Source organism: Streptomyces sp. S4.7 (assembly GCF_010384365.1).
GTDB lineage: Bacteria > Actinomycetota > Actinomycetes > Streptomycetales > Streptomycetaceae > Streptomyces.
Genome location: NZ_CP048397.1, coordinates 7,260,498 through 7,272,947 on the forward strand (window position 1 = coordinate 7,260,498; position 12,450 = coordinate 7,272,947).

General features: G+C 70.8%; 10 protein-coding genes and 1 pseudogene. 5 read left to right on the plus strand and 6 right to left on the minus strand.

Features of this window, described 5'->3' with window-relative positions:
• Window positions 1–31: 31 nt before the first annotated feature.
• From SSPS47_RS31930 to SSPS47_RS31940, 3 genes are all read right to left on the minus strand, one after another.
• Window positions 32–652, minus strand: a complete 621-nt coding sequence (locus SSPS47_RS31930) for a CE1759 family FMN reductase (protein ID WP_164253937.1) — start codon at window positions 650–652, stop codon at window positions 32–34.
• A gap of 65 nt (window positions 653–717) precedes the next feature.
• Complete coding sequence (locus SSPS47_RS31935; protein ID WP_164255251.1) at window positions 718–1,815, minus strand: LLM class flavin-dependent oxidoreductase; 1,098 nt, start codon at window positions 1,813–1,815, stop codon at window positions 718–720.
• Between the two features lie 193 nt (window positions 1,816–2,008).
• Entirely contained in the window at window positions 2,009–2,545 is a 537-nt protein-coding gene (locus SSPS47_RS31940) for an EF-hand domain-containing protein (protein WP_164253938.1), read from the minus strand.
• A 287-nt stretch (window positions 2,546–2,832) separates the two neighbouring features.
• On the opposite strand from SSPS47_RS31940, the gene htpX reads away from it, so the two are divergent.
• The 4 genes and pseudogenes from htpX to SSPS47_RS31960 all read left to right on the plus strand — a co-directional run.
• A complete protein-coding gene (gene htpX, locus SSPS47_RS31945) occupies window positions 2,833–3,738 on the plus strand; it encodes a zinc metalloprotease HtpX (protein WP_147874754.1) in 906 nt (301 codons plus the stop codon).
• A gap of 50 nt (window positions 3,739–3,788) precedes the next feature.
• On the plus strand, window positions 3,789–4,373 hold the full coding sequence (locus tag SSPS47_RS31950) for a hypothetical protein (protein WP_147874753.1): 585 nt from the start codon (window positions 3,789–3,791) through the stop codon (window positions 4,371–4,373).
• Window positions 4,374–4,521: 148 nt separating this feature from the next.
• Window positions 4,522–6,564 (plus strand): NAD-binding lipoprotein, encoded by a 2,043-nt coding sequence (locus SSPS47_RS31955; protein ID WP_164253939.1) that lies wholly within the window; start codon window positions 4,522–4,524, stop codon window positions 6,562–6,564.
• Between the two features lie 47 nt (window positions 6,565–6,611).
• Window positions 6,612–7,154, plus strand: a pseudogene (locus SSPS47_RS31960) (alkene reductase); the annotation flags it as partial.
• Between the two features lie 46 nt (window positions 7,155–7,200).
• Here SSPS47_RS31960 and SSPS47_RS31965 read toward each other — a convergent pair.
• Genes SSPS47_RS31965 through SSPS47_RS31970 form a run of 3 tightly spaced genes read right to left on the minus strand, consistent with a single transcriptional unit; the run spans window position 7,201 to window position 11,391 of the window.
• Window positions 7,201–9,411, minus strand: coding sequence for an FAD-linked oxidase C-terminal domain-containing protein (locus SSPS47_RS31965; protein WP_239065147.1), 2,211 nt, complete (start codon window positions 9,409–9,411; stop codon window positions 7,201–7,203).
• A complete protein-coding gene (locus tag SSPS47_RS35800; protein ID WP_239065148.1) occupies window positions 9,336–10,196 on the minus strand; it encodes an FAD-binding oxidoreductase in 861 nt (286 codons plus the stop codon). Before SSPS47_RS35800 ends, SSPS47_RS31965 begins: the two co-directional genes overlap by 76 nt.
• Window positions 10,197–10,224: 28 nt before the next feature.
• The gene (locus SSPS47_RS31970; protein ID WP_164253940.1) at window positions 10,225–11,391 is read right to left on the minus strand and encodes an aminotransferase class V-fold PLP-dependent enzyme; all 1,167 of its coding nucleotides are present in this window, start codon (window positions 11,389–11,391) and stop codon (window positions 10,225–10,227) included.
• A 96-nt stretch (window positions 11,392–11,487) separates the two neighbouring features.
• On the opposite strand from SSPS47_RS31970, the gene SSPS47_RS31975 reads away from it, so the two are divergent.
• On the plus strand, window positions 11,488–12,240 hold the full coding sequence (locus tag SSPS47_RS31975; RefSeq protein WP_164253941.1) for an IclR family transcriptional regulator: 753 nt from the start codon (window positions 11,488–11,490) through the stop codon (window positions 12,238–12,240).
• Window positions 12,241–12,450: the final 210 nt, after the last annotated feature.

Sequence of the window (12,450 nt, forward strand, 5' to 3'; positions counted from 1 at the left end):
GGTCACATCCCCGGCCCCGGGCCGGTCGGACTCAGGACCGGCCGCCGCCGAGGAGCCGTTCCATGGCGGCGGTGTCCTCGCTGAAGGAATCACGCCGACGGTGCGAGCCGCACCCCCGCACCAGCCGGGCGTAGTCGGACGCTGCTCGCGCGATGCGTTCGCCCAGGACCGCGCCGTTCGTCCGGGACCCGAAGTCGTCGGTGGCCGCGTAGACACCCCGCGACGACACGATGGCGTGCAGATACGAGAACATCGGCCGCAGGGCGTGTTCAAGGACGAGGGAGTGCCGTTCGGTGCCGCCGGTGGCGCCCATGAGGATCGGCATGTCCGACAGCGTCTCCTCGGGGAGCACGTCGAAGAACGACTTGAACAGTCCGCTGAACGAGGCGTTGAACGCGGGCGTGACCGCGATGACCCCGTCGGCGTCCGCGACCGTACCGAACGCCTCCTCCAGGGGCGGGGAGGGGAATCCGCTGAACATCGCGTCGATGATCGCGTGTCCCAGGGGGCGCAGTTCCACGAACGACGACTCGACCCTCACGCCGGCGGCGGCGAGTTCCGTACGGACCGACGCTTCGAGGCGGCCTGCGAGCATGCGCGTCGACGACGGTTCCCGCAATCCGCCGGAGATGATCGTGAGTCTGGTCGTCACCGCATCCAACTCCCCACTGCCTCCACTGCGTTCAGCACGGCTGCCGGCGCCGGGCGTGCCGCCGGTCACGGCTGCGCCTTCGCCGCTCTCGCGTCGCGCTCCCGCAGGAGCGACTGATGCGTGGGAGCGTCCGGCGCCTCGGGGGACCTGCCGACGGCGAACTCCTTACGGAGGACCGGCACCACCTCTTCACCGAGCAGGTCCAGCTGTTCCAGCACGGTCTTGAGCGGCAGTCCCGCGTGGTCCAGGAGGAACAACTGGCGCTGGTAGTCGCCCGCGTACTCGCGAAAGCCCAGCGTCCGGTCGATCACCTGCCGGGGGGAGCCGACCGTCAGCGGTGTGAGCGAGCTGAACTCCTCCAGGGACGGCCCGTGCCCGTACACCGGCGCGTTGTCGAAGTAGGGCCGGAACTCGCGGACGGCGTCCTGGCTGTCGGGACGCATGAACACCTGCCCGCCGAGGCCGACGACGGCGGCCTCCGGTGAGCCGTGCCCGTAGTGCGCGAAGCGCTGCCGGTAGGTCTCCACCATCTTCCGCGTGTGCGACGGGGGCCAGAAGATGTGGTTCGCGAAGAACCCGTCTCCGTAGAAGGCGGCCATTTCCGCGATCTCGGGCGTGCGGATGGAGCCGTGCCAGACGAACGGCGGTATACCGTCCAGCGGCCGGGGGGCGAGGGTGAAGCCCTGGAGGGGCGAGCGGAGTTCGCCCTCCCAGTCGACCACCTCCTCACGCCACAGACGCCGCAGCAGGGCGTAGTGCTCGACGGTCAGCGGGACGGCCTGGCGGATGTCCTGGCCGAACCAGGGATAGACCGGCCCGGTGTTCCCGCGTCCCAGCATCAGGTCGGTCCGGCCACCGGACAGGTGTTGCAGGACGCTGAAGTCCTCGGCGATCTTGACGGGATCGTTCGTGGTGATGAGCGTGGTCGACGTCGACAGGATGATCCGCTCGGTCAGCGCGGCGATGTAGCCCAGCAGGGTCGTGGGGGAGGACGGCACGAAGGGCGGATTGTGGTGCTCACCCGTCGCGAAGACGTCGAGGCCGACCTCCTCCGCCTTCCGCGCGATGGTCACGGTGGCCCGGATGCGTTCCGCCTCCGCAGGAGCACCACCGGTGGTCGGGTCGGGGGTCACGTCACCCACGGTGAAGATTCCGAACTGCATCCCGGTCATGTCACTGATACCTCCCTGCTCGCGCGGGGCGCCGCCCTGGATCTCCGAGGGTTCCGGGCGTTCTCAGGTCGGCAGCCGTACTCATGGCGGCACAAACCACCTCATTTCTACCCTCCAGGGTTCGCCTTGAATCCGGACGCGGTCGCCAGGCGGCCCGGCATGCCCGTGGACATGTCGGCCCGGGTCACCGCACCGGCCCCGGTGTCAGGTGGTCACCGGGGATGCCCGCCTTCTCGGGCCGGTAGTAGTCCCTGATCCCCTCGGCCCAGATGGCCACCGGAATCCGATCGCCGTCCACGGGACCGAAGGCGTCGAACAGCGCCTCGATGCGCGGCCGTTCGAAGCCGATGGCGATCATCAGGGCCACGAAGGCGGGCCTGGTGACAAGGCCGTCGCCGTCCGGGGAGCCGAGTGCGGCGAGCGCTTCGGCGAAGTCGTCGATCGTCGCCTCGAACCGCTTTGGGGTCAGTACGCAGGCGGTGAACTCCTGCAGGCTGATCCGCCCGTCGCCGTTCGCGTCCAGCTCGGTGACCAGCGTCCGCCAGTACCGGCGCGAGGCTCCGATCATCGCGCCTCTCGCGGCGTCGTCGGCCCATGGCGCCACCGCGACCACCCGGCTCCCCAGCAGCTCGAAGTCCGCGGCCTCCAGAACTCCGTTCCCGTCGGTGTCGAGCAGGGAGAACACGAGCTGGACACGGTCGGTCGCCTCGGTCGTACGCATGGTGGGCGCTCCTTCTTTCCGTCTTCGGCGGTCGCCCCCCGCGGGGGACCGGACGGGCCTCACTATCCGGCCGACGCACGGGCCGCGGAGCGGAAAGCCGGTCGAGTGCACACGAAGGAAGGGCATTGCGGCGGTCGGCGCATGAACCATGGCGATCTGGAAATCGAAGGTCATCTCCGCCCCGAGTGCACCTGCTGTCCGGGGACGCCTTCCCTACACCCCGTTTACGACGTTTTGCCGAGATGAGGAGGAAAATGGCAGAAGAGAAGAGCTGATGGAGGCGAGTGATGACACGAACCCGCTACACGCAGGACCGCGGCCTGACCACACGCATGGTGACCACCATGTTCCTGATCGGTCTGCTGTACGTGGTCCTGGTCGGTGTGCTGCTGGCCGTACTGGGGAAATTCTGGCCGATCATCCTGATCCTCGTGGTGGGGATGTTCGTCGCACAGTTCTGGTTCAGCGACAAGATCGCGGCCTTCGGCATGGGCGCCCGCGAGGTCACCCCCGAACAGGCACCCGAACTGCACGGCGCGGTCGACCGCATCTGCGCACTCGCCGACATGCCCAAACCCAAGGTGGCCATCTCGAACAGTGACATCCCGAACGCCTTCGCCACCGGCCGGAGCGAACGCAGCGCACTGGTCTGCGCCACCACCGGGCTGCTCCGCAGACTGGAACCGGAGGAGCTGGAGGGCGTGCTCGCCCATGAGATGTCGCACGTCGCGCACCGCGACGTCGCCGTCATGACCATCGCGTCCTTCCTGGGCGTGCTCGCGGGTCTGCTGACCCGCATCGCCCTCTACAGCGGGCTGTCGAGGAGCGCCCGGGACTCAGGCCCGGCCGGTCTGGTGATCCTGCTGATACCGCTGGTCAGCGCGGTCGTCTACGCGATCGGCTTCCTGCTGACCCGGATGCTCTCCCGCTACCGCGAACTCTCCGCGGACCGGACGGCGGCGCTGCTCACCGGACGGCCTTCGGCGCTCGCGTCGGCGCTCACCAAGGTGGACGGCCAGATGGCGCGGATCCCGACGGAGGACCTGCGGAAGGCGGAGCCGTACAACGCGTTCTACTTCGTGCCGGCGTTCGCCTCCAAGGGAAGCCTCGGACGACTGCTCGCCTCCCACCCGACTCTCGAACAGCGGCTGGAGCAGCTGGCGCGGATGTCCGCCGACCTCTCCCGCCCGTGACACCCCGGCCACCGACCCCGCCCGATCGTCAGACGTGAGGAGCTGGTCCCGTGGGCCTTCTCGACACCATCCTCGGCCGGAGCAAACCGGTCCGCCCCGACCTCGACCAGCTCTTCGCCCTCCCGTCCGCCGCGCTCACTCTTGAGGCCGGGGCCGGCTACACACCCACCGGCCTCGGCTCGGTCTGTTTCGCCGGCGTCGAGGGTGGCGGTTTCGCCCGGATCAGACAGGACGTACAGGAACTGCTCGACGCCGACGCCGGGCAGAACGGCCACCCGGTGGAGTTCAGCCAGGACTCGTACGGCTACACCTGGCTGCTCGCGAGACAGGCACCCGACGACACGGCCACGCTCGTCAACGATCTGCACGCGGTCAACACGCTGCTCCAGGAGGGGGGCTTCGGCCCCCAGCTCCTCTGTTCACTGATGAGCTTCCGCGACCCGGAGCAGCGGTCACTCGCCCTCGTCTACCTCTACAAGCGCGGCACCTTCTACCCCTTCGCGCCGCGCCCCGGCGACGCCGAGAAGCGGGACAACCAGCGGGAGCTCCAGGTCAGAGCGGTTCTGGAGAACGATCTGCGGATCGAGAAGGACCTCGCGCGCTGGTTTCCCGTCTGGGGCGCGCCGGGGCTGTGACCGGCCCCGTTCCGGCCCCCTTCCGGGCTGCCCGCCCGAAAGGGTGAATCGGCCCGCGAACACGGCGTGTTCCGCCACCCGAAGCAGCACTGTGCGGAGGCGGGCCGACCAGCGCCGTCGCGGAAGAGAGCGGGTGGGAGTGGCACGAATGACGGGGCGCCGGTCGAATTCACTGCGGGACCGGGCGCGTTACCTGTTCGACCGCACGCTGGCACGCAGCACCGGCACCCTGATGGGCTGGCTGGTGATCACGTGCCTCGCCGTCGTCGTCCCGGTGAGCGCGGTGCTGGTCTGGACGGACCCCGGATCGCCGCGCTCGCTGTCGGGCCGGCTCACCGCGGCCTGGCGGACCAGCGCGGAGACCCTGCGCCTGGGCGCGATGACCGGTACGCCACTGCGCATGATGCTCTCGGCCCTGCTCGGGCTGGTCGCCCTGCTCTGCGTCTCCACACTCGTCGGGGTGATCACGACGAGTCTGGCCGAGCGGATGGCCGAGTTGAGCCGTGGACGGTCCACGGTCCTGGAGCGCGGCCATGTCGTGGTGCTCGGCTGGTCCGACCAGGTGACCACGGTGGTGAGTGAGCTGGTCGCCGCCCAAGCCGCGCACCGCCCCCGGGCCATCGTCCTGCTCGCCGACCGGGACAAGACCGAGATGGAGCGGGCGCTCGCCGCCCGGATCGGTCCGGGCGGACGCACCCGGCTCATCTGCCGCAGCGGTCCCGCGAGCGACCCCGCCGTACTCGCGCTGGTCAGCCCCGGCGCGGCGAGTACCGTGCTCGTGCTGCCGTCCGGGGAACCGGCGGGCGACGCCGAGATCCTCCGGACCCTGCTGGCGCTGCGAGCGGTCATCGGCGAGGGGACGGGCGGACCGCCGGTGCTGGCAGCGGTGCACGACGACCGTTACCGCGCGCCGGCCCGGCTGGCCGCCGGCCCGCGCGGCACGGTCCTGGAGACCGACACGGTCACGGCCCGGCTGATCGCGCAGTGCGTCGGCCGCCCCGGCCTCTCCCTCGTACTGCGCGATCTGCTCGACTTCGCGGGCGACGAGTTCCACCTCGCCGACGCGACCGCCTTCACCGGCGGTCCCTTCGGCGCGACGCTCCTCGGACACGCCGACTCCTGCGTGGTGGGACTGCTCGGCCCCCTGGGACATACGTCGCTGAATCCCCCCGCCGACACCGTCGTCGCACCGGGAAGCCGGCTGATCGTCCTCGCCCGCGACGACCGCACGACACGGTCGGCCGATTGCCGGCATCTCGTCGACCCGTCGGTGATCGCCGAGGGCCCGCCCCCGGCGGAGGCCGCCGCACGTCTGCTGGTGCTCGGCTGGAACCGGCGGGGGCCCCTTCTCCTGGGGCAGTTACGGCGCACGGCCGGGCCGGGTTCCGTACTGGATGTGATCACGGACCGGGCCGTGCCCGGACCGAGGGAGCCGGAGCCCGACCACACGCCGGAGCCCGACGACCCCCCAGCGGCCGATGCCGCCCCGCTCGTACGGTTCAGGACCGCCGCCCTGGCGCGGCCGGAGACGCTGCTCGGGCTCGACCTCGCCCCGTACGACGGACTGGTCGTCCTCGGCCCCGATCCGGCGGACGGGCCGGACCATCCCGACGACTGGACGCTGGTCGCCCTGCTGGCCCTGCGGCTGCTGGAAGAACGGACCGGACGGGAGCTGCGCGTCGTCAGCGAACTCACCGACGACCGAAACCGGCCCCTGGCCGCCGTCAACCCCGGCTCGGACGTCGTCGTCAGCGGAGAGCTGACCGGACTGCTCATGGCGCAGATCGCCCAGGACCGTCATCTGGCCGCCGTGTTCGACGAGTTGTTCTCCGCCGAGGGCAGCACGATCTGCCTTCGTCCGGCCGGGACGTACATCCGGCCGGGCAGCGAGGCCACCTTCGCCTCGGTCGTGGCCGCGGCGCGTGACCGCGGCGAATGCGCCATCGGCTACCGCCGTCACGACCTGCGGGCGGCGGCCCCCGGCCACGGGGTCCGGCTCAACCCCCACAAGGGCGAGCGGCGTGAGTGGAGCGCCGAGGACCAGGTGGTCGTGATCGCGACGGACCCGATCGGTCCGACCGAACCCGCCGGACCGCCCGACCCGGGTGGGAGGCACCGCCCGGAACGGCGACCAGGACGCACGGACACCGAAACCGGTGACACCGCGGGCTCACCCCTGGCTCACCCGTGACTCACCCGCCCGCCGCCGCCCCGCCCAGCCGCAGCATCACCTTGCTGCTGATCTCCCAGTTCCTCTCCTCCAACGCCAACCTGCGCACGGACGCCTACGGCGGTCCGGTCGCACGCCGGATCCGGTTCGCCGTCGAGGCGGCGACCGCCACCGCCGAGGCCGTCGGCGCTCACCGGACCGGCATCCGGCTCTCACCGGGCGCCACCTTCTGGGGAGTAGAGGAGAGCGACATCCCCGAGATGTACACCGCGCTGCTGACCGAGCTGGCCCGCCTCGACCTGGCTTACGTCCACATCGAGGCCACCACCGACGAAGACGTCCTGATCGCCCTGCGCAAGGCATGGCCGGGCACCCTCGTCATGAACCCGGTGTACCCCATGGGCCCGAAGCAGACCGGGAAGGACGAGGCCGACCACTGGCTCGGACTGGGCGCCGATCTCGTCAGCTTCGGCCGGGGCTTCATCGCCAACCCCGATCTGGTCGAACGGCTCCGGGGCGGAGTGCCGCTCGCCCCGGTCGACGAAGCGACCTACTACCAGGGCGGTGGCCGGGGTTATCTGACCTACTCACCCCACGCGTACGCGGCCTGACGCCGGGGCGGCCGCCGCCGGGCCCGCGCCGCCGGGCCCGGTCCGTTCAGTCGGACGTGACCGCCTCCCACAGCAGCTGGACCGGGTGCCACGCGTCGCGCGCGGTGCCGTGGAAGATCTGCTGGCGGCAGGACACCCCGGTTGCGACCACGACCGTCTCCGGCGGCTCCGCCTCGATCGCCGGGAAGAGCCGGTCCTCGCCGACCGTCATCGACACGTCGTAGTGCTCGGACTCGAAGCCGAAGGACCCCGCCATCCCGCAGCACCCGGCGTCGAGTTCGACCACCGAGACGCCCGGGATACGGCTCAGCAGCGCGACCGTCGCGGCCGTGCCCACCTCCGCCTTCTGGTGGCAGTGGCCGTGGTAGACGAGCGTGCGCCCGGCGAGCCAGGAGTCCTCACGCGGTCGCAGCCGCCCGTCGTCGATCGCCTCGACGAGCAACTCCTCGACCTGGCGCACCCTCCCGGCGATGTCCTCGACCGCGGGGTCGTCCGGCAGCAGGGACAGATGCTCGTCCCGCAGGGTCATCAGACACGAGGGCTCGCAGCCCACGACCGGCGAGCCGGCCTCGGTCGATGCGCTCAGGGTGTCCGCGAGACGACGGGCCTTGTTCTTCGCGTCGTCCACCAGCCCCTTGGAGAGGCTGGACCGGCCGCAGCAGACACCGCTCTCCAGCCGGACGTCCCAACCGGCCCGCTCCAGCAGCCGGATGGCCGCCCGCCCGATGTCCGGCTCGGTGAACGTCGTGAAGGAGTCGGCGAGATAGGTGACGGTGCCCTGGGTGACCGCGTGGGTGGCGGGCTGACGGCGCCGGAACCAGCGCGACAGGTTGTGGCGTACGAAGACCGGCAGCGGTCGCGCCGGGGCGATGCCCACCGTACGGTCCATCAGCCGGCGCAACAGGGCGCTGCGCCCCGGCAGGTTGGACAGTGGCGCGGTCGCCGAGCCCAGCCGGTTCAGCAGCCGGATCGAACCGAAGACGCGGGAGCGCAGCGGCACCCCGTGGCTGTCGTGGCGGTGCGAGAGCGCCTCGCTCTTGAGGGTGGCCATGTCGACACCGAGCGGGCATTCGCTCTTGCACGCCTTGCACATCAGACACAGGTCGAGGACCTCGTGGAGACGTTCGTCCCCGAGCGCCGCGCGCGGGTCGGGTTCGGACAGGGCCTTGACGAGGGCGGCGGCCCGGCCCCGGGTGGAGTCCTCCTCCTTACGAGTGGCCATGTACGAGGGACACATGGTGCCGCCGCCGGCCTTGCGGCACAGACCGATGTTCATGCAGCGGTCCGCCGCGGCGCGCATGGCACCGGTGCCGCCGTCCGCGCCGCCGCCCGCCCCGTGCGCCGCTCCCGCGCCGATGACCTCGAAGGAGAGCCGGGTCCGCAGCGGTTCCGCGGGCGCCAGCGCCGCGTCCCGCAGGTTCTCCGTCATCGGCCGCGCGTCCACGATCTTGCCGGGGTTGAGCACGTCGTGCGGGTCGAAGAGCCGCTTGACCTGGCGCATCGCCTCGTACAGCCGGTCACCGAAGATCTCCCGGTTGAACTCGCTGCGCGCCAGCCCGTCGCCGTGTTCGCTGGAGTTCACCCCGCCGTACTCGGCGACCAGATCCTTGATCTCGACGGCGACGCTGCGCATCCTCACGACGTCCGCCGGGTCGGCGAGATCGAGATACGGCCGGATGTGCAGGCAGCCGACCGAGCAGTGGCCGTAGAAACCGGCCGTCATCCCGTGCCGGTCGAGGACTTCTTTGAACCTGCGGGTGTAGTCGGCGAGATGGACGGGGTCGACAGCGGTGTCCTCGACGAACGCCAGCGGGCGCCGGGTGCCCTCACTGGCCGCCATCAGCAGACCGAGACCGGCCTTGCGGACCTTCAACAGGGACGACTGCTGGGCCGGGGTGACCGCGCGCAGGGTGTGGTAGCCGTGTCCGTGCCGGGACCACAGCGTGGTGAGCCGCTTCAACTGCCCCAGCAGTTCGTCCTCGTCGTCACCGCTGAACGAGACGAAGAGAAGGGCCTCGGGCTCTCCGTTCAGCAGGTCGCCGAGCGCCGCATACTCGATCTTGCGGCGGGACAGGTCGAGGATCGTACGGTCCATCAGTTCCACGGCCGCCGGGTCGCAGGCCAGTGCGTCCTGTGTCGCGTCGATCGCTCCGGCCACCGAGCTGAAGTGGCCGACGGCGATCACCGTACGGCTCGGCTTGGGCACCAGATCGACCAGCGCGCTGGTGGCGACGGCCAGTGTCCCCTCCGAACCCACGACGAATTCGGCCAGGTGTCGAAGCCGGTGTCCTCGCGCGCCAGCCGGTCCAGCCGGTAGCCGCAGGCCCGGCGCCAGTGGGCGGGGAAGCCCTCGGCGATGGCGGTCGCGTTGGCCCGTACGATCTCCGGCAGTTCGCGGTAGAGCGCGCCCTCCAGTGTGGACCGGGTGGCCCGCAGGGCGCGTTCGGCCTCGTCGGCACGGTCCAGCCGGACCCTGCTCCCGTCCGAGAGCACCACGTCGAGTTCGCGGACGTGGTCGATGGTCATGCCGTGGCGCACCGATCCGCTGCCGGCCGAGTTGTTGCCGATCATCCCGCCGATGGTGGCCCGGTTGCTGGTCGAGGTGTCCGGTCCGAACATCAACCCCCAGGGGCTCGCCGCCCGGTTGAGCTGGTCCTGGACGACTCCGGACTCGACCAGCGCCGTACCGCTGCCGGCGTCCAGCTCCACGATGCGGTTCATGTGCCGGGACAGGTCGAGGACGAGGCCGGGGCCGACGGTCTGGCCGGCCAGACTTGTTCCGGCGCCGCGCGGCACCACGGACACCCCGCGGGCCGCGGCGGCGGCGACCGCCGCGGCGACGTCGTCGGCGTGCCGGGGGAATGCCACCCCGAGCGGGGTGATCGCGTACATGCTGGCGTCCCGGGCGAACAACTGCCGTGTGTAGTCGTCGAACCGGACCTCTCCGTCGAGATCCCTGACCAGGTCCCGCCGGAGATCGCGGGCCGCCTCCCGGTCCTCCGCGCTGTCGTGGGTGGGGCGTTCGCCCCCGGTGACGGTCATGCTCGGCAACCTCCTCGGTGTTACGTGTTCACTCCGCGCCCAGGACGTCCAGCGCCGCTGTCAGCCCGCCGGGATCCACGCGTACGCCCGCGAGTCGAAGGCCCATCTGCACCCCGGCGAGGGTGCCCGCGAGCGTCAGGTCGTTGAAGTGCCCGAGGTGGCCGATCCGGAAGATCCGCCCCGCGAGCCTGCCGAGTCCGGCGCCCAGGGACATGTCGAACCGGTCGAGGATGATCTGCCGGACCTTGTCGGCGTCCACACCCTCGGGCACGAGGACCGCGGTGAGCGCCGACGAGTGCTCTCTTTCGTCGGCGCACAGCACCTCAAGTCCCCAGCCGCGCACGGCTGTTCGGGTGGCGGCGGCGTGCCGGTCGTGCCGCGCGAACACCGCGGGCAGTCCCTCCGCCTCAAGCATCCGCAGCGCCTCGTCGAGCCCGTAGAGGAGGTTGGTCGCGGGGGTGTACGGGAAAAATCCGCGGCTGTTGGCCTCGATGACCGGCCCCCAGTCCCAGTACGAGGCGCGCAGCCCCGATGTGCGCGAGGCGGCGAGGGCCTTTTCGCTGACCGCGTTGAAGCTCAGGCCCGGTGGCAGCATCAGCCCCTTCTGGGAGCCGGCCACCGTGACGTCGACGCCCCATTCGTCGTGCCGGTAGTCGATCGAGCCGAGCGAGGAGATGGTGTCGACGAGGAGCAGAGCCGGATGTCCCGTCGCGTCCATCGCCCGCCTGATCCCGGCGATCCGGCTGGTCACGCCGGTAGACGTCTCGTTGTGCACGACGCAGACGGCTCTGACCGTACGGCCGGTGTCGGCCGCCAGGCGTTCGGCGACGGCCTGCGGGTCGGCGCCGTGCCGCCAGTCTCCGGGGACGAAGTCGACGCGCAGGCCGAGTTCGGTGGCCATGCGCTGCCAGAGGGTGGCGAAGTGGCCGGTCTCCACGTGCAGGACCCGGTCACCGGCGCTGAGGGTGTTGACGAGTGCGGCCTCCCAGGCGCCGGTGCCGGAGCCGGGGAAGACCACGACGGGTCCGGTGGTGCCGAAGACCGGTCCGAGGCGGGCGAGCAAGTCCGCGGTGAACGCGGCGAATTCGGGACCTCGATGGTCCGTCGTCGGCGCCGACATGGCGCGCAGTACCTGGTCGGGGACGTTGGTGGGGCCCGGGATCTGCAAGAAGTGCCGCCCGGTGCGAGTGGTCACGGTGGCCAACCCCCTTGGAATCTGTGCCACAGTGTGGCACAATGTATCGCCTGATAGCACACGGACTATAAGAGCCGACCACTCGGGAGTCAACGGATGCAGAGCGTTCTCAACGCGCTTCGGGTGCTGGAAGAGGTTGCCGCGCGTCAGCCGGTGGGTGTCGCCGACCTCGCCCGCGCCCTTGATCTGCCCAAGAGTTCGGCCCAGCGGGCGCTGCGCACGCTGGACACCGCGGGCTGGATCCGCCCGGCCGGCGGTGAGGTCACCCGCTGGGTCCTGACCACCAAGGCGCTCCAGGTCGGCCGCCGCGCCACGGGGGAATTGAGCCTGCGCGACGTGGCCGTACCGCTCATGGAGGACCTGCGCAGACGCACCGACGAGACGGTTCATCTGACCGTCCCGGACGGCGACCAGGTGGTGCTGATCGAGCGCCTGGAGACCTCGAAGGCGGTACGGATCATCCTGGCCCTGGGTATTCGTCTGCCCATCCACGCCTCGGCGAACGGCAAGGCCGTGCTCGCCTCCAGTCCGCCGGAGGTGATCGAGCGTCAACTCGCCGGAGGGCTGGAGGAGTTCACCGACGCGACCGTCACCGACCGGGACGCGCTGCGCGCCGAGCTGGCGCGGATCCGTGAGCGCGGGTACGCCACCAACACCGGGGAATGGCGCTCCGACGTCTCCGCCGTCGCGGCCCCGGTCCTGGGCGAGTCCGGTACGCCGGTCGCGAGCATCAGCGTCAACATGCCGACCAGCCGGATGACCCCGGAGTCGACCGCCGCGCACGGAGCGCTGGTGAGCGAGACGGCGCGGCAGGTCAGCGTGGCCCTGGGTCACTCGCGCGAGAGATGAACGGGCCCGTCCGGCAGCGGATTTGAGTGACCCGAGACGGTCCGCGCGACGAGGGCCGGGCCGTCTCGTCCCCGCCGTACGGTGAGGGCGCCGGGCAGCCGCACCGCCGCGGCGTCCGTCGAGAAGGATTCCGGCAGGACCCTTGACGCCGCCGGAAAAGCTCTTCAATACTCCCGACTGCGGAAATCGATTTCCGTCTGGCGGAATGAC